Raw genomic sequence first — 26287 nt, forward strand, 5'->3', positions numbered from 1 at the left:
GGTGGTGGGGAGGGTCGGCGGGGGCGGGGCGGGGGTGGCGGGGTCGGCGGGCGGGACGTCCTTGCCCTTGTGGTGCACCAGGAGGTCCCAGGTGTCCTTGCCGGGGTAGCCGTCGGCCTCGGCGCCGCGCCAGCCCTGGGCCAGCTGGAACGCCTCGGTGGCCTTCCGGTCGGCCTCGCCCCAGTCCGGGCTCGGCCCCTCGTGGTAGAACCGGCCGCCGCCGCGGTCCACCAGCATCTTCCCGAGCCTGGTCACGTACGGGTTGACCTTCCCCGGCCCGAACTTGTCCGCACCGGGGAAGGCGTCGGCGTCCGGGGCGGGCATCGGCTGGCTCAACCCCCGGTAGCGGTAGGGGAGGTAGCCGCTCGCGTTGCTCCAGTACGCGTACGGGGTGCTGCGTTCGGTGGTGCCCGGGCGGGTCTGCTCCAGGGCGGTGTACCTGGTGTGCGCGGTGTCCAGCCAGCCGCCGAACAGGACGGTGTGCGAGCCGCCCTGGGGGTTGTCGGGGTTGTTGTAGATCAGGGCGTCGCCCGGTTGCAGGTCGTCCTTGGAGATCCGGTCCGCGAAGTCGGGGAGGGTCCAGGTGGTCTGACTGGTGCCCAGGCCCCAGGCCATCGAGACGAAGCCGGAGCAGTCCTGGCGGTAGCCGTCCGACCAGTACCTGCTCATGCTGTACGGCACCTTCTGGGCCACCCAGGTCCGGGCCCGCTGCAGGATCTCGGCCCGGGTGGTGGCGGGCTGGGCGGCTATCGAGCGGCGGGCGGCGGTGTCCGCGCCGTACGGTCCGGCGACTTCGCCCTGGGGGGCGTCGGGTATCGACGGGCTGCTGTCGGTGCGGGGGGCGGCGGCGACGGCGGCCGTCGCGGTGCCCAGCACGCTGCCGGCGGCGGCCAGCAGGACCGCCGCGCGGCGGGCTCCGCGGGCGGAGCACCGGCCGGACCGGGCGGCGAGCGAGCGGGCCAGGCGGCGGTCGGCGCAGGCCGGGCAGCCGCAGGCGGCGTCCGGTTCGACGTCGCTGAACTCCATCAGCACGGGGGTCCTGCCTCTCCTCGATGGGGCGCTGAGTGGGACTCACGTTCCCCGGGGGGAGCGGTGCGGACCACCCGATGGGCGGTCCGGCAGGGCGGTTCGGGTGAACGCCCGCACCGCGGGGTCGGGCGTGGCGGGCGGCCGACGAGAGCGGGAGGAAAGGGGCAAAAGGGAGGAAAGCGGAGGAAGTGGAAGGAAGCGGAACGAAAGGGAGCAAACAGGAAGGAAAGGGAAGGATAGGGAAGGAAGCGGAGGGAGAGGGAGGGGGGAGGCGAGGGCTACTCCCACTGCCAGCGGATGCCCACCTGGCCGGGCTGCTGGTCGGCGGTGAGGACGTGGGCGCTGGCCGAGGCGCCGATCCACAGCGGCTCGCGGTGGCGGTCGACCTCGGTGCCGGGCGCGCGGTCGAAGCGTTCACACTGGACGGGGACGGACGCGGGGTCGAAGTGGACCTGGAGGACGTACTCCCGGACCGGGGTGGGGAAGAAACGTCCGTAGTCGATGGTCGGTCCGGAGTCGGGGATGTGCACCTCGTACTCCAGGACGGTGGAGTCGCCGAGGGCCAGCGGCCGGTCCAGCAGCAGTTCGGCGACCAGCAGGCCGTTGAGCGGGCGGCGGCGGACCCGGCCGAGGCGGGCGTGCCGGACGGAGGTGATCTCGGGGCAGGTGTCGACGCCCTCGTCGGCCTTGTGGACCACCACGTGCCGGGTGACGCCGTCCACGGTGGCCCGGACCACCTGGCGCATCCGCAGCAGGTGGCCGCGGCGGGAGGCGTCGACGTAGTAGGAGTCGTGGATGGACTGGCGCTCCAGCTGGCCGGCCGGCGGGGCGTCGAGTTCGGTGAAGACCTCGGCGATCTCGGCCTCGCCGGGCCAGACCTGCTCGACCCGCAGGCCGTCGGGGGCCGGGCCCTGGGTGACCCAGCGGCCGCGCGGGCGGGGCGGGCCGAGCAGCGAGGTGAGGGCGGTGTGCCGCAGGCCGAGGAGCTCCTCGAGCAGGTGGACGGCGCGCAGCGAGGTGGCGCGCTCGGGCTGGCTGCGGCCGCGCCGCCAGTAACTGAGGGTCGTGACGCTGATCCTGACGCCCTGTTTGGCCAGGGCGGCGCGGATCCGGTCGAGGCTGAGCCCGCTGGTCTCGATGGCGGCGTTGAGCACGTCGGCGAAGCCGCTCGGCAAGGCCGGCGGGACGGATATGCCGGGCGGCGACTGCTCGCCGCCCTGGCCGCCCGGACCGGACGACCGTTCGCCGCTGTGCTCGCGCTGGCCGACCAGTCGGAGCCGGCCGGAGTGCTGCGGTTGTTGTGAGCCCATGCGACACCTTCCCCACCCGGCGGGTTCGGCGGGTTCGCCCCCGGCTCCACGGTGTGTCGACGGGCATCGGAGGTGCGCCGCCGAGCGTGTGGGAACCCTATTGAGGGTTGAGAGGCTACGTCATCAATCAGGACATATGACAGTGGTCACGACAAGTATTTCGCGGGCGGAGCGAACAGGAAACACTCCTGACACACCGGCGCCGGGAGACCCGCGGAGGGTCTCCCGGCGCCGGGGCGGACGCGGGGTCAGGACACGTTGAGCGCGGTGTCGTCGATCACGAAGGAGGTCTGCAGCGAGGAGTCCTCCACGCCGTTGAACTTCACCGTGACGGTCTGCCCGGCGTAGGAGGACAGGTCCACCGTCTTCTGCGCGTAGCCGGTGTTCTTGTCGAGGTTCGAGTACGTGGCGACGGTGGTGCCGTTGACCGAGACGGTCAGCTTGTCGTACGCCGTGGTGGTCGTGGTCTCGGCGGTGTCGACGTGCAGCCAGAAGCTCAGCTTGGCGCTGCAGCCGGACGGGACCGCCACCGACTGGGAGAGGGTGTCGGTGTGGCTGGAGCCGTAGCCGTCCAGCCAGGCCTTCCAGGAGCCGCTGTGGGCGGGCTCGGAGGTGGAGTTGTCGATGGTGCCGGAGGTGCCGGTCCAGGGGCTGGCGGTGCCGGTCTCGAAGCCGGGGTTGCCGAGCAGCTGGGCGGCGGTGCAGGAGCCGGTGGGCGGCGGGGTGGTGCCGCCGGAGCCGAGCAGGGCGTTCGCCAGGCCGTCGGCGATCGGGGTGCCCCAGCCGGTGACCTGGTCGTAGCCGGTCTTGGTGGAGAAGTCCTGGTTGGCGCCGCTGGTGACGTCGTGGAAGGCGCTGCCGTACGAGGACGAGTTGGTGACCGCGTAGATCTTCGGGTTGGCCTCGCCGAGCACCGGCTTGGCGGCGCCCAGCGCCTTCTGGTTGTACAGCGCGGCGAAGCCGGACCACAGCGGGGCGGCCGCCGAGGTGCCGCCGTAGACCTGCCAGCCGGGGCTGCTGGAGCCCTGGGTGTAGATGGCGAAGCCGCTGTTCGGGTCGGCGTTGGAGGAGACGTCCGGGACGGTCCGCATGGTGCCGGTGACGTTGGTGCCGGTCTGCCAGGTCGGCTTGGCGAACTGGGTGGAGACGCCGCCGCCGGCCGTCGACCAGGCGCTCTCCGAGCTGTAGGTGGTGCCGGAGACCTTCAGGTTGGTGCCGCCGACGCCGGTGTTGTACGGGCTGGAGGCGGGGAAGTCCACGGCCTTCACGGTGGAGCCGGAGGTGGAGCGGGTGCAGTCCCGGGAGCCGTCGTCGCCGGAGGCCGAGAAGATCGAGATGCCCTGGGCGGCGGCCTGCTTGAAGGAGTTGTTCACCGCGGTCATCGAGGAGGCGGTGGTGTCCGGCTCGCAGGAGCCCCAGGAGATGGAGATGACCGAGACCCGGTTGTCCGCGACGATCTTGGCGGCCATGTCGATCTCGCCCTGGTCGCTGTTGGGCGCCTCGTACACCAGCTGGGTGGCCTTCGGGGCGACGCCGCGGACGATCTCGGAGTCCAGCTCCACCTCGCCCTGGCCCTGGCCGGGCGCCGAGTCGTAGTTCGCGCCGTCCACCGAGACGGTGCTGACCGCCGGGCCGGACAGGCCGAACTGGCTGTCGTAGGTGGTCAGGTTGGAGGACTTGTAGCCGTCGAACTCCCAGAGCGCGACGGTGGAGCCGGTGCCGTCCGCGCCTAGCTGGTTCAGCCGGTAGGCGCCGTCGTAGGTGGCCGGGCCGAAGCCGGAGGGGGTGGCGTGCGGGGTCGCGGCGTTCGGCTTGGCGATCCGGGTGGTGCGCACGGTGTGGTCGTTCAGGCCGCTGACGCCCTCGACCACGCCGGCCAGCGCGGCCGGCACCGAGGCGGCGGCGTCGTTGGCGAAGAACGCCCGGCCGCTCTGCTGCGGGTCGGTGTACGTCGACTCGTGGGTGCCGAACGCGGCGGCGACCTGCGCGCTGGTGCCGGTGGCGTTCACCACCTGGCGGTTGGTGCTGACCGAGTCGACCTTCAGGCCCTGGGCGGTGAGGAACGCCCGGACCTGCTCGACGTCGGCAGCGGTCGGACCGAACCGCTCGGTGAATTGCGCGGGGGTCAGGTAGTGGCCGTACTCGGCGGTGCCCGGAGTGGCGACCGCGGCCAGGAAACGGTCCAGTTCGGCCGTGTTGCGCAGCTTCAGCGAGACCGCCACGGATATCCGGCGGTCGGCGGGGACGTCGCCCTGCTTCTGGGAGCGGGCGACGGCCGGGGTGACGGTCTGGGGCAGCGCCACCCGGGCGCTGGCGTTCGGGGTCGGCGCCGCCTGGGCGGTGGAGCTGCCCAGGGTGACGGCGGTGAGGGGAAGGACCGCGAGGGCGGCGGCAAGGGCGAGCGAGCGGGGTCGCACGGGCTCCTCCGGAAATATGGGGGCGTTCCGGGTTTCGAAAACGCTCGCCAGAATCTCTCAGAGAACTCGCAGGAAAAGGCCCATGCCTGAGCAATTGCTTATTAAAAAACAGTCAACTGTGAAACGGAAAGGGAATTCAGTGTATGAACCGAATTCCCTTTCCGGGGATCAGTGAAGAGAACCGGACATCAGGGGCGGCCCAGCCACTGGCTCAGCGCCGCCCGCAGCTCGCCCCTGGTCGGGTCGGCGCAGGCCCAGGCCGCGTACCCGTCCGGGCGGACCAGCAGCACGGTGTCACGCAGCTTGCCGTGCGGGTCCGCGGGGGCCGCGGTGACCACCCGGTCCGCCCAGGAGTCGGCCACCGACAGCTCGTCGTTGCTGACCAGCACCGCCTTGCCGGAGCGCAGCGCCTCGTGCAGCCGGGCCGGGCCGCCGGGCACGTCCACCGCGAGCCGCAGGTCCGGGACGCGGCGGCCGACCAGCGGGTGGGCGCCCTTCTCGGCCGGGTAGGCGTGCCCGATGCCGGAGACCTGCTTGGCGCCCAGCTCGGCCAGCGGGCCCAGGTGGCCGGCGGCCGCGCCGAGCGCGGAGCGCAGCGCCCGGGTCGGGGCGTGCCGGCCCTGGGCGAGCCGGACCAGGGCGCCGGAGGAGCGCAGCACGGCCCGGCCGACCGGGTGGCGCTCGGTCTGGTAGGTGTCCAGCAGGGCGTCGGGGGCCCAGCCGCGGACCGCGGCGACCAGCTTCCAGCTCAGGTTGGCGGCGTCCTGCAGGCCGGTGTTCATGCCCTGGCCGCCGGCCGGGGAGTGGCAGTGCGCGGCGTCCCCCGCCAGGAACACCCGGCCGGAGCGGTAGCTGGGGGCCTGGCGCTCGTCGCTGTGGAAGCGGGAGGTCCAGCGGGCCTCCAGCACGCCGTGGTCACGGCCCGTCACCTCGCGCAGCAGGTCGGCGAGTTCGGGCAGCGCGACCGGTTCGGTGTCCGGCACCTGGTGCTCGCGGCTCCAGCCGATCACCCGGTACCAGCCGTCGCCGAACGGGGCCAGGAAGGCGAACCCGGCCTCGCCCGCGCCGGCCGTCAGCGGCTCGTCCGGCTCCCGCTCCAGGCGGACGTCGGCCAGCATCACCGAGCGCACCGCGGCCTCGCCGGGGAACGGGATGCCCAGCAGGTCGCGCACCGAGGAGCGGACGCCGTCCGCGCCGACCGCGTAGCGGGAGCGGAAGGAGCGCTCGCCGCCGGCGGTCCGGGCGGTCAGCGTCACGCCCCGGCCGTCCTGCCGGAGGCCCGTCACCTCGGCGTCGCGGAGCAGCTCGGCACCGGCCTTGACGGCCCGTTCGCGCAGCACCCGCTCGGTGTTGTACTGCGGGGTGACCAGCACGAACGGGAAACGGGTGGGCAGGCCCGCCAGGTCGACCCGGAGCCGGCCGAACACCTGCAGCGAGGGCATCGCCCGGCCGGTGGCGATCAGCTCGTCGGCCAGGCCGCGGGCGTCCAGCAGTTCCAGCGTCCGGGCGTGCACGGCGAAGGCCCTGGTCAGGCCGGACTCCTCGGCCCGCTTCTCCAGCACCGTGACCCGCAGGCCGGCCGCGGCCAGGTCGCCCGCCAGCAGCAGGCCGGTCGGGCCGGCGCCGACCACCAGTACGTCCGCGGTGAACTCCGTCTCGGACATCCGTCTCTCCCGTTCGTCATGCCGCAGAGGCCGGTGGTCACCGGACCGGAGTCCACGTCGCCCGGGTTCTCAGCGCGCTCTCAGACTGCCATCATCGCGGGCCCATCAGGGGCTGTGAACCTCCTTCCCATGACACAGCCAGCGATGCGCCGGACCACGCGCCCCGTCCCGGTGGCCGACGGCCGGGACCGGGCCGACACCGTGGTGAGGACCAGGCTCGTGGAGATCGTCGTACCCGTGTACAACGAGCAGCACTCGTTGGAGCGGTGCGTCCGTGAGCTGCACGCCTACCTGTCGGAGACGTTCCCGTACGACTACCTGATCACGGTGGCGGACAACGCCTCGATCGACGGCACCTGGGAGGTGGCCACCGCGCTCGCCGCCGAGCTCGGGCCGGTGCGCGCCGTGCACCTCGACCTGAAGGGGCGCGGGCGGGCGCTGCGGCAGGTGTGGGGCGACAGCGCGGCCGACGTGGTGGCGTACATGGACGTCGACCTGTCGACCGGGCTGGAGGCCTTCCTGCCGCTGGTCGCGCCGCTGCTGTCCGGGCACAGCGACCTGGCCATCGGCAGCCGGCTGCACCGGGGCTCGGCGGTGGTGCGCGGGCCCAAGCGGGAGTTCATCTCGCGCACCTACAACCTGCTGCTGCGGGCCACCATGGCGGCCAAGTTCTCCGACGCCCAGTGCGGGTTCAAGGCGGGCCGCACCGAGGTGGTCAAGCGGCTGCTGGAGCAGGTCGAGGACAACGCCTGGTTCTTCGATACCGAGCTGCTGCTGCTCGCCGAGGCCTCCGGGCTGCGGATCCACGAGGTGCCGGTGGACTGGGTGGACGACCCGGACAGCCGGGTCGACATCGTCCGCACGGTCGTCGACGACCTCAAGGGCATGGCCCGGGTGGCCCGGCGCACGCTGGCCGGCAAGGGCAGCGTCGATCTGCCGGACCGGGTCCGGCAGGCGCAGGTGCCGCCCGGGCTGGGCTGGCAGTCCGTCAGCTTCGCGGTGATCGGCGGCCTGTGCACGCTGGCGTACCTGCTGCTCTACCTGGGGCTGCGGCAGCCGCTGCCCGCGCTGGTGGCCAACGCGCTGGCGCTGGCCGTCACCGCGGTGTTCAACACCGCCGCGAACCGGCGCTTCACCTTCGGGGTGACGGGCCGTCGGGACGCCCTCAAGCACCAACTGGAGGGCGGGCTGGCCTTCCTGGTCGGCCTGGTGCTCACCAGCGGCGCCGTCGCGGTGCTGCACGCGGCCTCGCCGGACGCCGGGCACGGGGTGGAGCTGGCGGTGCTGGTGGCGGCGAACGCGGCCGCCACGGTGGTGCGGTTCGTGCTGCTGCGGGTGTGGGTGTTCAACCCCCGGCGCGCGTAGGGAAGTTCACGAAAGCTCCCTGTCCCCTCCCCCTCCGGGACAGGGCCGCGGGCCCGGACGCTGTTGTGGGACGGCGTCCGGGCCCGCTTCCGTTGCCCGGGGCGGCTTCCCCGCCACCAGCCGGTTGATGTCGCAACCTGCTTGTTGTGACTGCTGTTTGACGACCGGTCAGGATCGGAAATGGGCGGGAACGATCGCCCGCTGAGCAGGTCTGTTCCCGGGTGGTGCGTGTGCTACGTTCCCCGTCACAAGGGAAAATAGTGGACCCCGGCGGTGCTCTAACACCCCGGGGCCTGGCACCAGGAGTCGGTAGCTCCCCATGCACGTTCATCGTAGCGCCCACGCGCGCAATTTCACCGTGCTGCCCAACGTGATGTTGCAGGACCGGCAGCTTTCCTACACCGCCCGCGGTCTGCTCGCGGATCTGCTCTCCCGGCCGGACGGCCGGCGGGAGGACGGCCGGAAGATGGCGGACAGCAGTCCGCAGGGCCGGCGGGCGATCTACAAGGCACTGAAGGAACTGGTGCGGGCCGGGTACTACCGGGTCGAGAAGATCAAGCTGGACGACGGCACGATCATCAGCGAGAACCACGTCTTCGACACCCCGCAGCTCCCGGGTGTCCCCATTGCGGGACCCGGCGCACCGGCCGCCCCCGTCGCCGAAGCCTTGACAAAGGACCCGGGCAAAGAACCCTCCCTCCCCGCACCGGAACCGGTGCAGCCGGTGGCACCGAGGGTGCTGGACGAGCGGGCCCGGGCGGCGGCGGCCCTGCTGCTGCAGGTGGTCCGGTCGGAGCCGCGCCTGCGGATCGGGCAGGCGGAGGCCGAGGCGCTGGCGCCGCTGGTCGTGCTGTGGCAGGAGCGCGGCGCCACCCCCGCCGACCTCGCCACCGCGCTGCTGCCCGGCTTGCCGGTGCCGCTGCACTCCCCGGTGGCCGTGCTCCGCGACCGGCTGCGCCGCAAGATGCCGCCGGTGCCCGCACCCCGGGCCGCGGCGGCCCGGTACAGCGAGTGCGGCAGCTGCCACGATCCCGTCCCCCGCCCGGGGATCTGTATCTCCTGCGCGGGCCTGGCACCCCGAACACCCGCGGCGGGCAACAACGCCACCACCCGGGCGGGAATGGCCCGGGTGCGGGAGGCGATGCGGGCGGCGAAGGCCGCCCTGCCGCTGGGCCTGCCCGCCACCTTCACCGGGTAGGCCCAGCGGAGCGGGGCCGGGTTACTTGCGGACCTCGATAGTGCGGAAGCGGTTGGCCACGAACGCGGCGTCGCAGTACGCCGAGTTGGCGGCAGGGTTGGCGCCGGTGCCGTGCAGGTCGGAGAAGCCGGCGGTCTGGTTGACGTAGACGCCGCCGGTCAGGTTGAGCGAGAGCGAGACGCCGGCGTCCAGGCAGGCCTCGATCAAGGCGGTCTCGACGGCCGGGTCGGTGGTGTAGGCACCGGCCGTCATCGCGCCGTGCTCGACGGTGGTGCGGCGCAGCAGCTCGACGGCGGCGGCGGTGGACTCCACGGCGACCGCGAAGGCCACCGGGCCGAAGCACTCGGCCAGGAAGCGGGCGCGGTCGTCCGGCTTGTCGGCGTCCGCCTTCACCAGGGCCGGGGTGCGGATGGTCGCGCCCGGGAACTCGGCGGAGGCCACCACCCGCGGGGCGAGCGCGAGTTCGCCGTACTCGCCGCCGGCCGCGGCGGCGCTGCGGGCCAGCACGCCCGGGTTGACCACGGCGCCCAGGACGGCGGCGGCCCGGGCGTCGTCGCCGAGCAGGCCCTCGACGGCGGCGGCCAGGTCGGCCACCACCTGCTCGTAGCTGCGCTCGCCGTCCTCGGTGCGGATGCCGGTGCGCGGGATCAGCAGGTTCTGCGGGGTGGTGCACATCTGGCCGCTGTACAGGCTGAGCGAGAACGCCAGGTTGTTCAGCATGCCGCGGTAGTCGTCGGTGGAGTCGAGGACGACGGTGTTCACGCCGGCCTTCTCGGTGTACACCAGCGCCTGCCGGGCGTTGTCCTCCAGCCAGTCGCCGAAGCCGGTGGAGCCGGTGTAGTCGATCAGCTTCACCTCAGGGCGCAGCGCCAGCACCTTGGCGGTGGCGGCGCCCTCCGGCTCGGCGGCCAGGCAGACCAGGTTCGGGTCGAAGCCGGTCTCGGCGAGCACCTCGCGGGCGATCCGCACGGTCAGCGCCAGCGGCAGCACCGCGCGCGGGTGCGGCTTGACCAGCACGCCGTTGCCGGTGGCCAGCGAGGCGAACAGGCCCGGGTAGCCGTTCCAGGTCGGGAAGGTGTTGCAGCCGACCAGCAGCGCGGTGCCGCGCGGCACGGCGGTGAACTCCTTGGTCATCACCAGGGGTTCGCGCTTGCCCTGGGGCTTGGTCCAGCTCGCCGAACGGGGCAGCCGGGTCTGCTCGGCGTACGCGTACGCCACCGCCTCCAGGCCGCGGTCCTGGGCGTGCGGGCCGCCGGCCTGGAAGGCCATGCCGTACGCCTGGCCGGTGGTGTGCATCACGGCCTGCGCGAACTCGTGCGAGCGGGCGTTGATCCGGGCCAGCACCTCCAGGCAGACCGCGGCCCGCTCGGCGGGGGTGGCCCGGGCCCAGCCGGGCCGGGCCGCCTCCAGCGCGCCGAGCAGCGCGTCCGGCTCGGCGTGCGGGTAGCCGATGCCCAGTTCGAGGCCGTACGGGGAGGTCTCGGAGCCGACCGGCGCGCCGCCGGCGGGGTGGCCGGGGAGGTCGAACTCCCGCCCCAGCAGGGCCTCGAAGGCGGCCTTGCCGTCGGCGGGGGCGCTCTCCCCGTAGGCCTTGGGGAACTCCGCGTACGGCGACCAGTAGTCGCGGGTGGCGATCGCGGCCAGGGCACGGTCGAGGGTGTCCTGGTGGCGGGCGAGCAGTTCGGCGACCGGCAGGGCAGGGGTCGCAGCGGCCATGGTGCGCTCCTCACGGGGGCGGGGCGGGACGCTCCTCAGCGTAACCGAACGATCGGTCGGTGCAAGGCCCCCGGCCCCGTCCCGTGCGCGGGGATGCCGGTTCAGCGCCGGAAGACCTGGTCCTCGGCGGGCGGGGCGGCCTGCACCGGCCGGTCGAAGTCGCCGAGCCGCACGGTCGTCGCGCCGGAGCCGCTCTCGGCGGCCAGCAGCCGGGGCTCGCCCTGGGCGGCGACGGCGTAGCGGACCGGGGTGCCGTCCCGGTCGGTCATCGTGACGACCACCGCCGCGGCCCCGTTGATCTGCTCGGTGCCCGCCTTGGCGAGGTCCCTGCCCGGGCTGCCGTCGGTGTCCAGGCCGACCTGCCGGGCCATCCGGACGCCCAGGTCGCAGAAGGAGGTGTAGTCCGGGACGCCGCCCTCCACCGGCAGCCACTTGCCGGCGGCCGCCGCGGGGGCGTCCGGCAGGGCGACCGCCAGGTAGTCCTTGTCCGGCCGGATCCAGGCCCGGCCGCCGCTGCGCAGCAGTTCCGCCGAGCCCTTGTCCCGCACGGTGAACCGGCCGGTGCAGGCGCCCGCGCCGTCCTCGGCGAAGGTGCCGTTGAACGGGCCGTCCCGGTGGCCGGGGACGCTGACGGTCAGGGTCAGGCCGGTCAGCGCGGCGCCCGCGGCCCGCGACCCGGCCACCACCTCGGCCACCGGCAGGTCGGCCAGCGGGGTGCCGGTCGGGGCCGGGGCGGCGGAGGGCGCGGCGGGGGCGGACGGGGCGGCGGCGCCCTTCTCGTGGTCCGGCCCGCAGGCCGTCAGCGCGCACAGGGCGAGGGCGGACAGGGCGGTGGCGGCCAGCGGCCGGCGGGTGCGCATCGCGTGGTTCCTCGGGGGGCGTGGGGGAGGACGAAGAGCCCGGAACGCGCGAGTGTGGCAGGAAGGGGGCGGCTCCGCGCACCGGAGCCGCCCCCTTCAGGTGTTCTTGACCGTCCTTTAGGGATCCTTACGGGATGCCCAGTTCGAACAGGACGTAGCCGGCGTACCAGCCGGAGGCCACCGCGACGGTGCCCAGGGTGAACGCGAGGGAGGCCCGGGAGAGCCGCTTGAGGGCGACCGCGATCGGCAGGAAGAGCGGGAAGCAGGGCAGCAGGTAGCGGGAGGTGTTGCCGAAGATCTGCTGGCTGCCGAGGACCAGCACCAGGGTGATGCCGGTGTAGACGAGCAGGAAGACCGGCGGGCGCATCCGGACCAGCAGGAAGATCAGGATCGGCAGCGAGAACACCAGGAACAGCGCGATCAGGTCCTCGGTGGGGTAGCCGAAGATGTAGTCGTGGTGCCCGAACAGCAGGTTCGTGATCACGTTGCCGGTGTGCTTGCCCCAGTCGAAGAAGTGCAGCCAGGCACCGCGCTGGAGGTCGAAGTAGGCGGTCATGCTGCCCATCCGCCAGCTGGCCCAGGCGATGTAGCCGGCGAACCCGAGCGGGGCGATCACCAGGGCGGCCAGCGGGCCGAGCACGCCGTCGCGGCGCTTCCACAGCGCGATCAGCGCGGCCACCCCGACGCCCGCGGCGAGCGCGGCCGAGGTCGGCCGGTTCAGCCCGGCGACGAAGGAGGTGACGCCCGCGGCCAGCCAGTTGCGGGTCATCACGAAGTAGCAGGCCCAGGCGGCCAGCGCGACGAACAGCGAGTCCGAGTAGACCGCCCACTCGACGCCGGAGCCGGGGAACACGCCCCAGACGGCGGCGGCGATCACCGCGGCCCGGTGGCCCGCGATCAGCTTGGCCACCGCGTAGATGCCGGCCGCCGCGACGAACGAGGACAGCACCGAGACCACGATGCCCGCGCCCAGCGAGTTCAGGCCGGTCACCGCGGAGACCATCTTGATCATGCCGGGGTAGAGCGGGAAGAACGCGACCGAGTTCTGCTCCAGCGTCCACGGGCCGGAGGTGGACGGCAGCAGCTTCGGGTCGTAGCCGTTCTGCGCGACCTGCTGGTACCACCAGCCGTCCCAGCCGCCGAGCACGTCCCAGACGTTCTTGCCGCCGCCGAACCGCGGGTCCTTCGTCAGGTACTCCCCGGACCAGGACAGCAGCCACATGAAAGAGGTGAAGGCGATCAGCCGGACCGCCGCGAACGCCGCCAGGGCCGGCCCGTACTCGGCCAGGACGTGCCGCAGCCAGGCGCGGGGGCCGGCGGCGGGCGCGTCGCCGTCCACGGGCGGATCGGGTCGCTCGACCACTTCGGTGTCGGGGCTCGCTGCCATCTCCATCAGGTCCTGTCTGGGTCTCGGGCCCCGCCGGGCCGCCCGGGTGCTCGGGCGAGCCTACGGTACGTACCGCTGGTCTGTACCTGACGGGACGGCCACCTGACTACACTCCCCACCATCGGACGGACGACACCCAGCGGCGGGAGAGACACATGAGTGCACCTGCACCGGAGGGCACCCTGCTGTCGGTGGTCGTCCCGATGTACAACGAGGAGGACGCCCTCCCCGCCTTCGCCGCCCGGATGCGCCCGGTGCTGGACGGCCTCGGCGCCCGCTACGAGGTGCTCGCCGTCGACGACGGCAGCGCCGACAAGACCGCCGCCCTGCTGCGCGACCTGGCCGCCGACTGGCCCGAGCTGCGGATGGTCCGGCTGCGCCGCAACGGCGGCCACCAGGCCGCGCTGACCGCCGGGCTGGACCACGCCGTCGGCGCCTACGTGGCCAGCATCGACGCCGACCTGCAGGACCCGCCGGAGAAGATCCCGGAGATGCTGGAACTGGCCCGCGCCGAGGGCCTGGACATCGTCTACGGGGTGCGCGAGGACCGCTCCACCGACACCGGCTTCAAGCGCTGGACGGCCGGCGGCTACTACTGGCTGATCCGCCGCCTGGTGGGGCAGCAGGTGCCGTCCAACGCGGGGGACTTCCGGCTGCTCAGCCGGGAGGCCGTCGAGGCGCTCAAGGAACTGCCGGACCAGCAGCAGCGGGTCTACCGGCTGCTGGTGCCCTGGCTGGGCTTCCCCAGCGGCGAGGTGCGCTACGTGCGCGAGGAGCGGGTCGCCGGGAGCACCAAGTACCCGCTGACCAAGATGGTCCGGCTCGCCCTGGACAGCGTCACCGGCTTCTCCGCCGCCCCGCTGCGGCTGGCCACCTGGCTCGGCACCGTCGCCTTCTTCACCTGCCTGCTGCTGCTGGCCTTCTGCCTGACCGTCTACCTGTTCGGCGCCACCGTGCCCGGCTGGACCTCGCTCTTCGTCGGCCTGCTGTTCATCGGCGGGGTGCAGCTGATCTGCGTCGGCCTGCTCGGCGAGTACGTGGCCCGGATCTACACCTCGGTGCAGCGCCGGCCCGCCTACTTCGTCGCCGAGGACACCGCGGGCCCGGCCGCCCCCGCCGCCCGGGCCACGGCCGACCGCGACCCCGCCGGGCGGCCCGGGTCCTGAGGGCACCCGCCGGGGCGGGACGGGCGGGCGCCGGGGATACTCGACGCATGGCCGATCACCCCGCGCGCGCCGCCTACACCGTCGAATCGCTGCTCGCCGTCACCGTGCGGGTCTTCAACGAACGCGGCTACGACGGCACTTCGATGGAGGACCTGTCCAGGGCCGCCGGGATCTCCAAGTCCTCGATCTACCACCACGTGCGCGGCAAGGAGGAACTGCTGCGCCTCGCCGTCGGCCGGGCCCTGGACGCGCTGTTCACGATCCTGGAGGAGCCGGAAGCCACCGCGGGCCGCCCGGTGGACCGGCTGGAGCACGTGGTGCGCCGCACCGCCGAGGTGCTGCTGGCCGAACTGCCGTACGTGACGCTGCTGCTGCGGGTGCGCGGCAACACCGCCACCGAGCAGTGGGCGCTGGAGCGGCGGCGCGACTTCGACCACCGGGTCGCCGAACTGGTCCAGGACGCCGTCACCGCCGGGCAGTTGCGCGCCGACGTCGAACCCCGGCTGGCCACCCGGCTGCTGTTCGGCACGGTCAACTCGCTGGTCGAGTGGTACCGGCCCGGCCAGCGCGGCGCCGAGCACCTGCCCGACGCGGTCGCCCGGTTCGCCTTCGAGGGGCTGCGCGCCCGGTGAGCGGGCCGAAGGAAGCGAAGGAGCTGCGCCGGCGGCTGGCCTGGTGGGCCAGGGAGAACGACCGGGTGGCCGTGCTCGGCCCGGACCGCGGGCTCGACCACGGACGGCTGTGCTGGGACGCGCTGGAGCCGACCGGGCTGCTGCACCCGCACTGCGGGCACTGCCGCGACCACGGCGGCCCGCGCACCGACCGGGAGCTGCACGAGCGGCTGGAGGTGCGCGTCCCGGCGGCGCGGGCGGCGGACTGGATGGCCGCCACGCTCTGGCAGGACCTGGTGTTCCGCTCCGACGCCGGACCGGACCCGAGGGCGGTGGCGGACGCCGGGGAGCTGGTCGCGCTGCTCGGCCCGGACGCCGACTGGCGGGCCAACGGCCACGCCGCGCACCCCGCGCCCGGCGGGGCCCACCGCGGCTGGCGGTCCGTCACCGAGTGCACCTTCGACGCGGCGCTGGTCGGCATCGGCGGCGGGTACGCCGTGGTGGTGGTCGCGGTCGGCGAGGACTGAGCGGTCGGCGAGGACCGAGCGGCCGGATCCGGGGCGGCGGTCCTACAGCCCGTCGGCCGGGATCTGGTCGGTCTCCTCGAACACCAGCATGGTGCGGGTGCCCAGCACCTCCGGGATGGACTGGATACTGCCCAGCACCAGCTCGCGCAGCGCCCGGTTGTCGTCGGTGTGGACCAGCATCAGCACGTCGTAGTCGCCGCCGACCAGCGCGATGTGCGCCACCCCGGGCAGCCGCAGCAGCTGCTCGCGCACGGTGCGCCAGGAGTTCTGCACGATCCGCAGCGTGACGTACGCGGAGGCGGCCTGGCCGGCCTTCTCGTGGTCGACCCGGGCGGTGAAGCCGCGGATCACCCCGTCCTCGACCATCCTGGAGATCCGGGCGTACGCGTTCGCCCGGGACACGTGCACCCGCTCGGCCACCGAGCGGATCGAGGCGCGGCCGTCCTGCCGCAGCAGCCGCAGGATCGACCGGTCGACGCGGTCGAGTCTGGACACCTGTTCAGCCGACATGGCCCCCCATCCCTCGTGATTGGACGTGCTGGCCCCAGCAGACCTCCCTTTCGGCCGACTGTCCACCGTCTTGACGGGGATATGGTCAAGATGAACAGACGACCGAACAATCGGTAGGGAGCCCCCACCACCCCGGAGGTGCCCGAGATGACCGTCCTGGACCACAGGAATCAGCCCGCCGAGGCCGACACCGTCCCCGGCTGGCGCCCCGGCGCCACCGCGCCCCGCACCGACCCCGCCCCGCTGCTGCCCGACACCGAGCCGCACCGGGTCCTGGGCACCCCCGCCGCCGACGCGGCCGACCCCGAGCTGCTGCGCGAGCTGTACCGGCGGCTGGTCGCCGGCCGCCGCTACAACCAGCAGGCCACCACCCTCACCAAGCAGGGCCGGCTCGCCGTCTACCCGGCGTCCACCGGCCAGGAGGGCTGCCAGGTGGCCGCCGCGCTCGCGCTGCGCCCCCAGGACTGGCTGTTCCCGTCCTACCGGGACACCCTCGCCGTGGTCGCCCGCGGCGTCGACCCGCTGCAGGCGCTCACCCTGCTGCGCGGCGACGCGCACACCGGCTACGACCCGCGCGCCACCCGCACCGCCCCGCTGTGCACCCCGCTGGCCACCCAGGTCCCGCACGCCGTCGGCCTGGCGCACGCCGCCCGGCTGGCCGGCGACGACACGGTCGCGCTGGCCCTGCTCGGCGACGGCGGCACCAGCGAGGGCGACTTCCACGAGGGCCTGAACTTCGCCGCCGTGCTGCACGCCCCCGTGGTGTTCCTGGTGCAGAACAACGGCTACGCGATCTCCGTCCCGCTGACCCGGCAGTCCGCCGCGCCGACCCTGGCCCACAAGGCGGTCGGCTACGGCATGCCCGGCCGGCTGGTCGACGGCAACGACGCGCTCGCCGTGCACCAGGTGCTCACCGAGGCCGTCGAGCGGGCCCGCTCCGGCGGCGGCCCCACCCTGGTCGAGGCGCTCACCTACCGCATCGAGGCGCACACCAACGCCGACGACGCCACCCGCTACCGGCACGCCGAGGAGGTCGAGGCCTGGCAGCAGCACGACCCGGTCCGGCTGCTGGAGGACGCCCTGCGCGGGCGCGGCCTGCTGGACGAGCAGCTGGTCGCCGACGCCGCCGAGCAGGCCGAGCGGCTGGCCGCCCGGATGCGCGCCGAGTTCCACGCCGACCCCGAACTGGACCCGATGTCGCTGTTCGCGCACGTCTACGCCGAACCCACCCAGCAGCTGCGCGAGCAGGCCGACCGGCTCGCCGCCGAACTCGCCGCGGAGGCCGAGGTGCAGGGCCGATGACCACCGCCACCCGCGAGCAGTCCGGCCTGCGCACCGGCACCATGGCGCAGGCCCTGAACCTCGCGCTGCGCGACGCCATGCACGCCGACAAGACCGTGCACGTGCTCGGCGAGGACGTCGGCGCGCTCGGCGGCGTCTTCCGGATCACCGACGGCCTGACCGCCGAGTTCGGCTCCGACCGCTGCCTGGACACCCCGCTGGCCGAGGCCGGCATCCTCGGCACCGCCGTCGGCATGGCCATGTACGGGCTGCGCCCGGTGGTCGAGATGCAGTTCGACGCCTTCGCCTACCCGGCCATGGAGCAGTTGTTCTCGCACGTCGCCAAGATGCGCAACCGCACCGCCGGGAAGCTCCCGCTGCCGATCACCGTCCGGATCCCGTACGGCGGCGGCATCGGCGGCGTCGAGCACCACAGCGACGCCTCCGAGGCGTACTACGCGCACACCCCCGGCCTGCACGTGGTCACCCCCGGCACCGTCGCCGACGCGTACGGGCTGTTGCGGGAGGCGATCGCCTCGGACGACCCGGTGGTGTTCCTGGAGCCCAAGCGGCTCTACTGGGGCAAGGCCGAGTGGGACCCGGCCACGGCCGTCGCGCCGATCGGGAAGGCCGTGCTGCGGCGCCCCGGGACCTCGGCGGTGCTGGTCACCTACGGGCCCTCGCTGCCGGTCTGCCTGGAGGCCGCCGAGGCCGCGAAGGCCGAGGGCTGGGACCTGGCGGTGCTCGACCTGCGCTCGCTGGTGCCGTTCGACGAGGCCACCGCCTGCGAGGTGGTCCGCTCGCTGGGCCGGGCCGTGGTGGTGCACGAGGCGGCCGGCTTCGGCGGGGCCGGGGCGGAGATCGCCGCCCGGCTGACCGAGAAGTGCTTCCACCACCTGGCCGCGCCGGTGCTGCGGGTCACCGGCTTCGACATCCCGTACCCGCCGCCGATGCTGGAGCACCACCACCTGCCCGGGGTGGACCGGATCCTGGACGCGGTCGCGCGGCTGCAGTGGGAGGAGTGATGGCGGTGGCGGTGGTCCGCGAGTTCACGCTGCCCGACCTCGGTGAGGGACTCACCGGGGCGGAAGTGGTGCGCTGGATGGTCGAGGTCGGCGAGGTGATCGCCGTCGACCAGCCGGTGGTGGAGGTGGAGACCGCCAAGGCGGTGGTCGAGGTGCCCTGCCCGTACGGCGGGGTGGTGACCGCGCGGTACGGCGAGGTCGGGCAGGAGGTGCCGGTCGGCGCCCCGCTGGTGACCGTCGCGGTGGCGCCCGGGCCCGGGGACTCCGGGGGCGGCGGCGAGCCCGCGGTGGAGCGGCCGCTGGTCGGCTACGGCGTCGCCGAGGCCCGGCGGGCCGGACGGCGGCGGGTGCTGCCCGGGGGTGCCCCGGCGGCCCCGGCCGTCCCCGCTGCGGCTCCGGCCCCGGCTCCGGCTCCGGTCGCCCCGGTGGCGGCGGCTCCGGCCGTGGTGGCGGTGATCTCGCCGCTGGTGCGCCGGATCGCCCGGGAGCACGGGCTGGACCTGGCCGCGGTGGCCGGCAGCGGCCCGGACGGGCTGGTCACCCGGCGGGACGTGGAGCGCGCGATCGAGGCAACTGCGGCCCCCGAGCCGGTCGTTGTTCCACGTGGAACCGGACCGGACGAGGAACTGGTGCCGCTGCGCGGGCTGCGCCGGGCGGTGGCCGAGAAGCTCACCCGCAGCCACCGGGAGATCCCCGCCGCGACCTGCTGGGTGGACGCGGACGCCACCGAACTGATGGCGCTGCGGGCCCAGTTGAACCAGGTGCCGGGCCCGAAGGTGAGCGTGCTGGCGCTGCTGGCCCGGATCTGCCTGGCCGGGCTGGAGCGCTTCCCCGAGCTGAACGCGAGCGTCGAGGGCGAGGCGGTGCGCCGGCACCGCGCCGTGCACCTGGGCTTCGCGGCGCAGGGCCCGCGCGGCCTGCTGGTGCCGGTGGTCCGGGACGCCCGGCAGTTCGGCACCGAGCGGCTCTCGGCGGAGCTGGCCCGGCTGACCGAGGGGGCCCGGTCGGGCAGCCTGGGCCCGGCGGAGCTGACCGGCGGGACGTTCACGCTGAACAACTACGGCGTGTTCGGGGTGGACGGCTCGACGCCGCTGCTCAACCACCCGGAGGCGGCGATGCTCGGGGTGGGCCGGATCACCCCCAAACCGTGGGTGCACGAGGGGGAGTTGGCGGTCCGCCAGGTCACCCAGCTGTCCTTCACCTTCGACCACCGGGTCTGCGACGGCGGCACGGCGGGCGGCTTCCTGCGGTTCGTCGCGGACTGCGTGGAGCGCCCGGGGACGCTGCTGCGGGCGCTGTAGGAGCGCGGTAGGAGCGCGGCAGGAGCGCGGCAGGACGCGGTTGGGCGAGGGTAGCGGGTGGACGGCCCGGGTGTCCGGGGTTCGCCGGATTCTTCGGACGATCTGTCCGGTCGGTGTCACTGTGCTGGTGCGTCAGTACACAGGCCGATCGGAAGCGAAACGATTCTCTTGAGCACTCGTCAGCTCGTCCTGGGGAGCCGGTCGTCGAAGGACGGGGCCCCGACGGCCCCGACGGCCCCGGAGCAGCGGGAGCCGTCGGGGCCGGCGGAGCAGCTCCCGGCCGCGGCGGTGTTCCCGGCCGTCTCGCCGTCCGCGCTCCCGTTCCCGGTGGGACCGGTGGCACCGGTGGCACCGGTGGTGCCGGTGGGCGCGGCGGGGCTGGTGCCGGTGCCGGCCGTCCCGGCGAAGCCGACCTGGGCGCCGACGGTGCCCGCGGCGGCCGCTCCGGCGCCGTCCGCGCCGCTGTCGCGGCAGGCCCCGGCGCTGAACCGGGTCGGCCCGGACGACCGGTGGAGCCGGGCCTGGGGGGTGCCGGCGGCCGTCGAGCCGCCGCCCGCGCTGGAGCCGGCCGGGGCGGCCGGGCCGGTGCCGGAGCCGCCGGGGGCCGAGGACCTGGTGCTGGTGCGGGCCGCGCTGGCCGCGGTGGCGGCGGACGCGGACCGGGCGATGGCGCACTTCCACGCGCTGGTGTTCCTGCGCCACCCGGAGCTGCGGGCGATGTTCCCGGCGGCGATGGACGAGCAGCGCACCCGGCTGTTCCGGGCGCTGCGGCTGTGCGCGTCCCGGGCGGGCGACCCGGTGGCGCTGCGGGAGTACCTGGGCCCGCTGGCGCGGCGGCACCGCAAGTACGGGGCGCTGCCCCGGTACTACGCCTCGGCGGCGGACTGCCTGGTGGCGGCGCTGGCCCGGTACGGCGGCAGCGGCTGGGACGGGCGGACCGAGGCGGCCTGGCGGCGGCTGCTGGCGCTGGTGGCCCGGCTGATGGCGGAGGGCGCGGACGAGGAGGCCCGTTCGGCCCCGCCGTGGTGGCAGGCCGAGGTGGTGGAGCACCGCCGGGCCACCCGGGACGTCGCGGTGCTGACGCTCCGTCCGGACCAGGCGTACCCGTTCCGGGCCGGGCAGTGGGCGGCGGTGGAGACGCCGTGGTGGCCGCGGGTGTGGCGGCCGTACTCGTTCGGTTCGGCGCCGCGGGCGGACGGGCTGCTGACGCTGCACGTGAAGGCGGTGCAGGCGGGCTGGGTGAGCAACGCGCTGGTGCACCGGGCGCGGCCGGGCGACGTGCTGCGGCTGGGGGCGGCGGAGGGCGCGATGACGGTGGACCACGCGGCGGGGGAGGACCTGCTCTGCCTGGGCGGCGGCACCGGGATCGGGCCGGTCGCGGCGCTGGTCGAGGAGGTCGCCGAGCGGGGGGCGGCCGGGCGGCGGGTGGAGGTGTTCTACGGGGCGCGGCGGGCCGCCGAGCTGTACCGGCTGGAGGAGCTGCGCGAACTGGCGGCCCGGCACTCCTGGCTGACGGTGCGTCCGGTGGTGTCGGAGCCGGCGGGCGCACCGGCCGGGGCGCTGGTCGGGGACCTGCCGGAGGTGGCGGCCCGGTACGCGCCCTGGCACGGCTTCGCGGCGTACCTGAGCGGCCCGGCGGCGATGGTGCGGGCCGGGGCGGCGGTGCTGCGGCGCTGCGGGGTGCCGGAGGGGAGCGTCCGGCACGACCTGGCGGCGCGGGCGGACTGAGGGCGGTCAGCCCAGGTCGGGGGCGAGCAGGGCGCGGACGCCCTCGATGTTGGCGGCGAGGTAGGCGCGCAGGCTGGGAGGGACGACGTTGACCGAGGTGACGCCCTCGCGGGTGAAGGGGACCCGGACGATCGCGTACTCGCCGTTGGGCTGCTCGACCTCGGGGCCGTGCCGGCGGGACTCGTCCAGCGCGGCGAGCCGGCAGACGAAGAAGTGCTGCACCTTGACGCCGTGCGGGTGCGCGGGGGTGCCGTCCTCGTGGTGGGAGTGCGCGACGGTGTCGACGAAGGCGGGCACCACGTCGGTGACCTTGCCGCCCAACTCCTCGTCCACCTCGCGGTGCAGGGCGGCGACCACCGTCGGGTCGGTGGGCTCGACGCCGCCGCCGGGGGTGATCCAGTACGGGTGCGGGGAGCCGGGGCGGACCCGGCGGATCAGCACCAGCGAGGCGGGCGCGTGCGGGTCGTCCGGGTCGACCTCCAGCAGGATCGCGCGGGCGGTGCGTTTGACGACAGGACGGACCGGGCCCGACATGGCTGCCACCTCCGGGGCGCGAGCGTTGTGCGGGAGTCTCCCGCGCGGCGGCGGGCGCGAAACTCGCACACGAGGACGAATCGGAGGTACCTGTTCCGCCGGACGGGTGGAACGGCGGGTCCGGGAGTGTCAGGAGGTGGCGAGGGGTGCGGCCGCTGTGGATCTTCGATTCGACCGGTCGGGCGGGCCTGCGCCTCGCAAGGCGCCGATTCGGTCGGTCGTGCGCCTTCAAATAGAAGGCGAATTGCCTGATGTGTGGGGCATTGTCATTGCAGCGGTGCCCGCCCTGTGCTCAAATGTCCGCCTGCCGGGCGGACTCGGAGCACCCTCCTCCGAGCGCCATTCGACGCCCGGGGGATGGGGATGAGCATGCACCGGACCGGGCGACCGGCAGGGCGGACCACGGCCCCCGCGGCCGACGGCGCGATACGCGCGCCGCGGGCGCCCACCCTGATCACCTCGGTGCAGCGCGCCCTGCGCCTGCTGGAGGCGGTCGGCTCGCACGTCCACGGCGCCACCGCCAAGCAGCTCGCCCGCTCCGCCGGACTGCCCCTCGGCACCACCTACCACCTGCTGCGCACCCTCACCCACGAGGGCTACCTGCGGCGCGAGGACGGCCGGTTCTACTACGGCGACTCGGTCGGCGGGATCAGCCGCGCCGACACCCGGCAGTCCGAACGCGTCCGCCTGCACGGGCGGATGGAGGAGCTGCGCGACGAACTCGGCGCCGCCGTCTACTACGCGGTCTACCAGGACGGCGAAGTGCGGCTGGTCGACGTGGTCTCCGGCGCCGGGCAGCCGCCGGTCGAGGAGTGGGCGGACTTCCGCGCCACCGCGCACGCGCACGCCATCGGGCTCTGCCTGCTCTCCCAACTCGGCGCCGAGGAACGGCTCGACCACCTCTCCCGGTACCGCCCCGCCGCCCTCACCCCCTCGACCTCCGGCGACGTCCGCACCGTGCTGCGCCGGCTGGAGCGGGTCCGGCCGACCATGCCGGTGCTGGAGCGCCAGGAGTACGCGCTCGGCACGGTCTGCGCGGCCGTGCCGATCACCGTCGGCTCGGTGGTCGCCACCATGGCCATCTCGCTCCCGCTGGAGCAGGGCGACCGGCTCGGCCCCGCCGCGGCCCGGCTGCGCTGCCTGGTCGGCGCGATGTTCCCGGCGTTCGTCCGGGGCGGCGGGGGCGGTGCGGTGGGGTGATTCCGTGTGCGGTTCGTTCACCATTTGAAAAAGCGGACCTTGTCCGCATCGGCCGCAAACATGGACGATGGGCGTCGAACAGGGAATCAGGGGACAAAGAACCACAGACGCAGCCACCCGTCCGCAGGGACCCGCACGGCCCTCGGCGCACCGTGCGGGCAGAACGAGAGGTACTGGCGCATGCACAACACGGTCCGAGCCCGGATGGCGATGCACCTCGTGGTGTCGAGCGAGCTCTCCTTCCGCATCGCGGTCGACCTGGACTACGACGGCGACGACCCGTTCGCCGTCCGCCTCACCTTCCACCTGCCCGGCGACGAGCCGGTCACCTGGGTCTTCGCCCGGGAGCTGCTGGTGGACGGGACCGGCCGGCCCACCGGCGAGGGCGACGTGCACGTCCACCCGGCCGACGAGGACCTCGGCGAGACCTGCGTCGTGCTGCGCTCCCCCGCCGGCGACGCCCTGCTGCGGGCGGCCACCGCGCCGCTGCTGGCCTTCCTGGCCCGCACCGACCGGCTGGTGCCGATGGGCCAGGAGCTGTCCGGCGGGGAGCTGGACGAGGAACTGGCCTCGATCCTCTCCGGCACCGGACACGAGAACGCGGGCTGACCCCGGGTGCGTTCCGCGGGCGGCCCGGCGTCGGCGGGCCGCCCGCGGGCGGTCAGTCCTCCTTGAGCGCCAGGTTGAGGCCCCAGGACACCAGGCTGATGATCAGCGCGCCGAGCAGCGCCGACCAGAAGCCCTCGACGTGGAAGTCCAGGCTCAGCTTGTCCGAGGCCCAGGAGGTCAGCCAGAGCATCAGGGCGTTGATCACGAAGGTGATCAGCCCCAGCGTGAGGAAGAACAGCGGCAGCGAGAACAGCTTCACCAGCGGCTTGATCAGGAAGTTGATCACCCCGAAGACCAGGGCGACCCCGATCACGGTGAGCGCCTTGTGCTGCCAGTCGTCCCCCGAGAGCGTGATCCCGGTGACGATCCAGGCGGCGACCCAGATGGCCGCCGCGTTGACGAGCGTTTTGATCACGAAATTCTTCATGCTGCGGATGGTGGCAGGCCCGGACGGCCGCGCGGAAGCTCTCCGGGACGGTGTTGTTGAATGGGGCCCGACCCGGGAGAGGAGCCGAGCCCCCGATGAAACTGTTCCGGCTGGACGAACTCGACGCCGAGCGAGCCGGGAGCGACGGCGCGTACCTGCGCTTCCTGAAGCAGCCGACGATGTCCGCCGGCCTGTACGCGCTCTCCCCCGGCGACACCGACCCGCAGACCCCGCACGCCCAGGACGAGATCTACCTGGTGGTCAGCGGCCGGGCCGAGCTCACCGTCGGCCGGGAGACCGCCACGGTCGGGCGCGGCAGCGTGGTGTTCGTCCCCGCCGGGACGGAGCACCGCTTCCACCACATCACCGAGGAACTGCGGGTGCTGGTGGTCTTCTCCCCGCCGGAGGACTGACCCGTGCCGAGGCCGCACCCGCGCAGGAGGACGAACCCGTGAAGCTCACCGACGAACTGTGGGCGGCCGCCGAGCCGACCTACCGCCGGATCCTCGACCACCCCTTCCTGCTCGGCCTCGCCGACGGCACCCTCCCGCGCGCCGCGTTCCGGCACTTCGTCGTCCAGGACTCCCACTACCTGCGCGACTACGCCCGGGCGCTGGCCGTCTGCGCCGCCAAGGCCCCCGGCGAGGACGAGGTGCTGGCCTTCTGCAACGACGCGGTCGGCGCGATCGCCGCCGAACAGGAGATGCACGGCGAGTTCATGTCCGCGCTCGGCGGCGCCGCCGAGGGCGACGAGGTGGTGCGGCCCACCACCCGGGCCTACACCTCGTACCTGCTGGCCACCGCGTACGGCGGCTCCTTCGCCGAGGCGCTCGGCGCCGTCCTGCCCTGCTACTGGATCTACGCCCGGGTCGGCGAGGAGCTGGCCCGTCGCTCCTCCCCCGAGCCGCTCTACGCCAAGTGGATCGCCGCCTACGGCGACGAGGGCTTCCAGAGCGTGGTGCGCCGCGTCCTGGACCTCACCGACCGGATCGGCGCGGAGCTGTCCGCGGCCGAACGGCGGCGCGTGGTCGAGCACTTCACCACCACCTCGCGCTACGAGTGGATGTTCTGGGACGCCGCCTGGCGCGGCGAGACCTGGCCGGTCTGAGGGTTCTCCCGGGGCCGCGCCCGGCCGGGACTCAGGGAAGGATCTCCGGGTTCTCTCCGGGCCGGTCCCCCTCGATTTCGGCTCCCGGCGCCGCCTACGATCGAAGTGTCGAGATCGAGGGAGCGGGAACGCAGCCGGAACCACCGGCACCGACCCCGAGGGGAGAAGGTACGGACATGGCCGAGCTCTGGAAGTCGCTGCCCTCGTGGGTGCGCAACATCGTGGTCCCGATCCTGCTGCTGGTGATCGCCTGGAAGATCTTCTGGACCATCGTCGGCGTGGTCGCCGGCATCGTGGGCTTCGCCATCAACGTGCTGGTCCTGGTCGGCATCGCCGCCGCCGTGGTGATCCTGATCAAGAAGGCCGCCAAGAACTAGCCGGCCCGGTAGCCGGCCCGGCTGCCGAGGGCAGCGAGGTAGTCGTCGAGGTCCCGGCCCGGGGTGAAGCCCCGGGACCGGGACTTCCGCGTGTCCAGCACCACCCGGTGCGCGAGCTGGTCCAGCGCGTACCGGGTCAGCTGCGGGCGCCGGCCGACCGCGAGCGCCGCCAGCCCGGGCGGCACGTGCAGCAGCCGGGCCCGGCGGCCGTGCGCCGCCAGCACCCGGCGCAGCGCCGCGTCCCGCCGGTACGGGGCCCGGTCGGCGACGTTGTACGCGCCCGGCGGCCAGCCCGCCGCCGCCAGGCACGCCTCGGCCAGGTTCTCCACCGCGGTCAGGCTCAACTCGACGTCCCCGCCCGGCAGCGCCAGCACCCCGTACCGCACCGACGCCAGCAGTCGCGGCACCAGGTGCGGGTCCCCCGGTCCGTACACCGCGCGCGGGCGCAGCACGACGGCGCCGGCGGCGAGCGCGAGGGCGTCCGCGCGGGCCTTCGTCCGGCCGTAGGCGTTCAAGTGCCCTGCGGCGGTGGGGTGCTGCTCGCCGACCAGGGACCGGTCCGGGCGGGGGTCGTAGACGCTGGCGCTGCTCACGAACACGAAGGGCGTGCCGGCGGCGGCCGCCAGCAGGCGTTCGGTGGCCCGCACGTTGACGGTGTGCTGGTGCCGTTCGGCGGGGGAGCCCGGCGGGTGGTCGCCGACGGCCGCGGCGCAGTGCACCACGAGGTCCGCCGCGCGCAGTTCGGGCGGGGCGGGGGCGTCGGCGGCGGCGTCCCACGGCACGTGCACGCCGTGCCGGGCGGGGCGGCGGCCGAGCGCGAGCACCCGGTGGCCGCGGGCGGTGGCGAGGGCGGCGAGGTGTCCGCCGCAGAAGCCGGTGGCGCCGGTCAGGGCGAGGGTCAGCGGGGGCACGGGGGCTCCTCCGGGCGGGCGGGTAC

Annotated in this window: 25 protein-coding genes; 14 read left to right on the plus strand and 11 right to left on the minus strand. The window is 74.1% G+C overall.

Translation table 11 applies throughout. The features are described 5' to 3' along the window. From IH44_RS0130380 to IH44_RS0130395, 4 genes are all read right to left on the minus strand, one after another. A partial coding sequence (locus IH44_RS0130380; RefSeq protein ID WP_030462980.1) for a peptidoglycan-binding protein occupies positions 1 to 1026 on the minus strand: 1026 nt, incomplete at its 3' end. Positions 1027 to 1307: 281 nt separating this feature from the next. Next, positions 1308 to 2339 (minus strand): hypothetical protein, encoded by a 1032-nt coding sequence (locus IH44_RS0130385; RefSeq protein ID WP_081967222.1) that lies wholly within the window; start codon positions 2337 to 2339, stop codon positions 1308 to 1310. A 248-nt stretch (positions 2340 to 2587) separates the two neighbouring features. Then, positions 2588 to 4756, minus strand: a complete 2169-nt coding sequence (locus IH44_RS47445; protein WP_051817567.1) for a protease pro-enzyme activation domain-containing protein — start codon at positions 4754 to 4756, stop codon at positions 2588 to 2590. 188 nt (positions 4757 to 4944) lie between these two features. Continuing rightward, on the minus strand, positions 4945 to 6420 hold the full coding sequence (locus IH44_RS0130395) for an FAD-dependent monooxygenase (RefSeq protein ID WP_030462983.1): 1476 nt from the start codon (positions 6418 to 6420) through the stop codon (positions 4945 to 4947). A gap of 129 nt (positions 6421 to 6549) precedes the next feature. Between IH44_RS0130395 and IH44_RS0130400 the strand changes: the two genes are divergently transcribed. Then, a complete protein-coding gene (locus IH44_RS0130400) occupies positions 6550 to 7785 on the plus strand; it encodes a glycosyltransferase (RefSeq protein ID WP_369795015.1) in 1236 nt (411 codons plus the stop codon). A gap of 319 nt (positions 7786 to 8104) precedes the next feature. Further along, the gene (locus tag IH44_RS43220) at positions 8105 to 8983 is read left to right on the plus strand and encodes a hypothetical protein (protein ID WP_107066659.1); all 879 of its coding nucleotides are present in this window, start codon (positions 8105 to 8107) and stop codon (positions 8981 to 8983) included. A gap of 21 nt (positions 8984 to 9004) precedes the next feature. Here IH44_RS43220 and paaN read toward each other — a convergent pair whose 3' ends face one another. From paaN to IH44_RS0130420, 3 genes are all read right to left on the minus strand, one after another. Continuing rightward, positions 9005 to 10699 carry a phenylacetic acid degradation protein PaaN gene (paaN, locus tag IH44_RS0130410; protein ID WP_030462986.1) on the minus strand — a complete coding sequence of 565 codons (1695 nt, stop codon included), beginning with the start codon at positions 10697 to 10699 and terminating at the stop codon, positions 9005 to 9007. A 101-nt stretch (positions 10700 to 10800) separates the two neighbouring features. Continuing rightward, positions 10801 to 11559, minus strand: coding sequence for a hypothetical protein (locus tag IH44_RS0130415; protein WP_030462987.1), 759 nt, complete (start codon positions 11557 to 11559; stop codon positions 10801 to 10803). Between the two features lie 127 nt (positions 11560 to 11686). Further along, positions 11687 to 12952 carry a glycosyltransferase family 39 protein gene (locus tag IH44_RS0130420; RefSeq protein WP_030462988.1) on the minus strand — a complete coding sequence of 422 codons (1266 nt, stop codon included), beginning with the start codon at positions 12950 to 12952 and terminating at the stop codon, positions 11687 to 11689. A 149-nt stretch (positions 12953 to 13101) separates the two neighbouring features. On the opposite strand from IH44_RS0130420, the gene IH44_RS0130425 reads away from it, so the two are divergent. From IH44_RS0130425 to IH44_RS0130435, 3 genes are read left to right on the plus strand one after another with little or no spacing between them, the layout of a single operon-like run. Further along, the gene (locus IH44_RS0130425; protein ID WP_030462989.1) at positions 13102 to 14112 is read left to right on the plus strand and encodes a glycosyltransferase family 2 protein; all 1011 of its coding nucleotides are present in this window, start codon (positions 13102 to 13104) and stop codon (positions 14110 to 14112) included. A gap of 47 nt (positions 14113 to 14159) precedes the next feature. Further along, on the plus strand, positions 14160 to 14744 hold the full coding sequence (locus IH44_RS0130430; RefSeq protein WP_030462990.1) for a TetR/AcrR family transcriptional regulator: 585 nt from the start codon (positions 14160 to 14162) through the stop codon (positions 14742 to 14744). After that, positions 14741 to 15250, plus strand: coding sequence for a hypothetical protein (locus IH44_RS0130435; protein WP_030462991.1), 510 nt, complete (start codon positions 14741 to 14743; stop codon positions 15248 to 15250). Before IH44_RS0130430 ends, IH44_RS0130435 begins: the two co-directional genes overlap by 4 nt. Before the next feature lie 42 nt (positions 15251 to 15292). On the opposite strand, the gene IH44_RS0130440 is transcribed toward IH44_RS0130435, so the two are convergent. Further along, positions 15293 to 15760 (minus strand): Lrp/AsnC family transcriptional regulator, encoded by a 468-nt coding sequence (locus tag IH44_RS0130440; protein WP_030462992.1) that lies wholly within the window; start codon positions 15758 to 15760, stop codon positions 15293 to 15295. A gap of 147 nt (positions 15761 to 15907) precedes the next feature. Between IH44_RS0130440 and pdhA the strand changes: the two genes are divergently transcribed. The 4 genes from pdhA (at position 15908) to IH44_RS0130460 (ending at position 21095) form a co-directional block, all read left to right on the plus strand. Next, the gene (pdhA, locus tag IH44_RS0130445) at positions 15908 to 17062 is read left to right on the plus strand and encodes a pyruvate dehydrogenase (acetyl-transferring) E1 component subunit alpha (protein WP_030462993.1); all 1155 of its coding nucleotides are present in this window, start codon (positions 15908 to 15910) and stop codon (positions 17060 to 17062) included. Beyond that, positions 17059 to 18066: an alpha-ketoacid dehydrogenase subunit beta gene (locus tag IH44_RS0130450; protein WP_030462994.1), complete on the plus strand. Its 1008-nt coding sequence runs from the start codon at positions 17059 to 17061 to the stop codon at positions 18064 to 18066. Before pdhA ends, IH44_RS0130450 begins: the two co-directional genes overlap by 4 nt. Before the next feature lie 5 nt (positions 18067 to 18071). Further along, positions 18072 to 19367 (plus strand): dihydrolipoamide acetyltransferase family protein, encoded by a 1296-nt coding sequence (locus IH44_RS0130455; protein WP_030462995.1) that lies wholly within the window; start codon positions 18072 to 18074, stop codon positions 19365 to 19367. A gap of 168 nt (positions 19368 to 19535) precedes the next feature. Continuing rightward, complete coding sequence (locus IH44_RS0130460) at positions 19536 to 21095, plus strand: globin domain-containing protein (RefSeq protein ID WP_157852514.1); 1560 nt, start codon at positions 19536 to 19538, stop codon at positions 21093 to 21095. Between the two features lie 6 nt (positions 21096 to 21101). Here the strand turns inward: IH44_RS0130460 and IH44_RS0130465 are convergent, their stop codons facing one another. Next, positions 21102 to 21629, minus strand: a complete 528-nt coding sequence (locus IH44_RS0130465; RefSeq protein ID WP_030462997.1) for an NUDIX domain-containing protein — start codon at positions 21627 to 21629, stop codon at positions 21102 to 21104. Positions 21630 to 21992: 363 nt separating this feature from the next. On the opposite strand from IH44_RS0130465, the gene IH44_RS41665 reads away from it, so the two are divergent. Further along, positions 21993 to 22829 carry an IclR family transcriptional regulator gene (locus IH44_RS41665; RefSeq protein ID WP_030462998.1) on the plus strand — a complete coding sequence of 279 codons (837 nt, stop codon included), beginning with the start codon at positions 21993 to 21995 and terminating at the stop codon, positions 22827 to 22829. 180 nt (positions 22830 to 23009) lie between these two features. Beyond that, complete coding sequence (locus IH44_RS0130475) at positions 23010 to 23438, plus strand: SsgA family sporulation/cell division regulator (protein ID WP_030462999.1); 429 nt, start codon at positions 23010 to 23012, stop codon at positions 23436 to 23438. A gap of 52 nt (positions 23439 to 23490) precedes the next feature. Here the strand turns inward: IH44_RS0130475 and IH44_RS0130480 are convergent, their stop codons facing one another. Continuing rightward, the gene (locus IH44_RS0130480) at positions 23491 to 23865 is read right to left on the minus strand and encodes a phage holin family protein (RefSeq protein WP_030463000.1); all 375 of its coding nucleotides are present in this window, start codon (positions 23863 to 23865) and stop codon (positions 23491 to 23493) included. Between the two features lie 95 nt (positions 23866 to 23960). Here IH44_RS0130480 and IH44_RS0130485 point away from each other — a divergent pair, with 95 nt between their 5' ends. From IH44_RS0130485 to IH44_RS0130495, 3 genes are all read left to right on the plus strand, one after another. Further along, a complete protein-coding gene (locus IH44_RS0130485) occupies positions 23961 to 24278 on the plus strand; it encodes a cupin domain-containing protein (RefSeq protein ID WP_030463001.1) in 318 nt (105 codons plus the stop codon). Positions 24279 to 24316: 38 nt separating this feature from the next. Further along, complete coding sequence (tenA, locus tag IH44_RS0130490; protein WP_030463002.1) at positions 24317 to 24973, plus strand: thiaminase II; 657 nt, start codon at positions 24317 to 24319, stop codon at positions 24971 to 24973. Between the two features lie 176 nt (positions 24974 to 25149). Next, the gene (locus IH44_RS0130495; protein WP_030463003.1) at positions 25150 to 25350 is read left to right on the plus strand and encodes a DUF5326 family protein; all 201 of its coding nucleotides are present in this window, start codon (positions 25150 to 25152) and stop codon (positions 25348 to 25350) included. Here IH44_RS0130495 and IH44_RS0130500 read toward each other — a convergent pair. Then, positions 25347 to 26261 (minus strand): NAD(P)-dependent oxidoreductase, encoded by a 915-nt coding sequence (locus IH44_RS0130500; protein WP_030463004.1) that lies wholly within the window; start codon positions 26259 to 26261, stop codon positions 25347 to 25349. The genes IH44_RS0130495 and IH44_RS0130500 overlap by 4 nt on opposite strands. Positions 26262 to 26287: the final 26 nt, after the last annotated feature.

This window comes from Kitasatospora sp. NRRL B-11411, from assembly GCF_000721345.1.
In the GTDB taxonomy this organism is placed as follows: Bacteria; Actinomycetota; Actinomycetes; order Streptomycetales; family Streptomycetaceae; genus Kitasatospora; species Kitasatospora cineracea.

Bases quoted from the DNA above. Each gene is read 5' to 3' on its own strand.
- IH44_RS0130385 (WP_081967222.1), bottom strand. From the start codon at position 2,339: ATGGGCTCACAACAACCGCAGCACTCCGGCCGGCTCCGACTGGTCGGC.
- IH44_RS0130475 (WP_030462999.1), top strand. From the start codon at position 23,010: ATGCACAACACGGTCCGAGCCCGGATGGCGATGCACCTCGTGGTGTCG.
- IH44_RS0130395 (WP_030462983.1), bottom strand. From the start codon at position 6,420: ATGTCCGAGACGGAGTTCACCGCGGACGTACTGGTGGTCGGCGCCGGC.
- IH44_RS0130430 (WP_030462990.1), top strand. From the start codon at position 14,160: ATGGCCGATCACCCCGCGCGCGCCGCCTACACCGTCGAATCGCTGCTC.
- IH44_RS0130415 (WP_030462987.1), bottom strand. From the start codon at position 11,559: ATGCGCACCCGCCGGCCGCTGGCCGCCACCGCCCTGTCCGCCCTCGCC.
- IH44_RS0130400 (WP_369795015.1), top strand. From the start codon at position 6,550: ATGACACAGCCAGCGATGCGCCGGACCACGCGCCCCGTCCCGGTGGCC.
- IH44_RS0130450 (WP_030462994.1), top strand. From the start codon at position 17,059: ATGACCACCGCCACCCGCGAGCAGTCCGGCCTGCGCACCGGCACCATG.
- IH44_RS43220 (WP_107066659.1), top strand. From the start codon at position 8,105: ATGCACGTTCATCGTAGCGCCCACGCGCGCAATTTCACCGTGCTGCCC.
- IH44_RS0130495 (WP_030463003.1), top strand. From the start codon at position 25,150: ATGGCCGAGCTCTGGAAGTCGCTGCCCTCGTGGGTGCGCAACATCGTG.
- paaN (WP_030462986.1), bottom strand. From the start codon at position 10,699: ATGGCCGCTGCGACCCCTGCCCTGCCGGTCGCCGAACTGCTCGCCCGC.
- IH44_RS0130485 (WP_030463001.1), top strand. From the start codon at position 23,961: ATGAAACTGTTCCGGCTGGACGAACTCGACGCCGAGCGAGCCGGGAGC.
- IH44_RS0130465 (WP_030462997.1), bottom strand. From the start codon at position 21,629: ATGTCGGGCCCGGTCCGTCCTGTCGTCAAACGCACCGCCCGCGCGATC.
- pdhA (WP_030462993.1), top strand. From the start codon at position 15,908: ATGACCGTCCTGGACCACAGGAATCAGCCCGCCGAGGCCGACACCGTC.
- IH44_RS0130440 (WP_030462992.1), bottom strand. From the start codon at position 15,760: ATGTCGGCTGAACAGGTGTCCAGACTCGACCGCGTCGACCGGTCGATC.
- IH44_RS0130480 (WP_030463000.1), bottom strand. From the start codon at position 23,865: ATGAAGAATTTCGTGATCAAAACGCTCGTCAACGCGGCGGCCATCTGG.
- IH44_RS0130420 (WP_030462988.1), bottom strand. From the start codon at position 12,952: ATGGAGATGGCAGCGAGCCCCGACACCGAAGTGGTCGAGCGACCCGAT.
- IH44_RS0130425 (WP_030462989.1), top strand. From the start codon at position 13,102: ATGAGTGCACCTGCACCGGAGGGCACCCTGCTGTCGGTGGTCGTCCCG.
- IH44_RS41665 (WP_030462998.1), top strand. From the start codon at position 21,993: ATGAGCATGCACCGGACCGGGCGACCGGCAGGGCGGACCACGGCCCCC.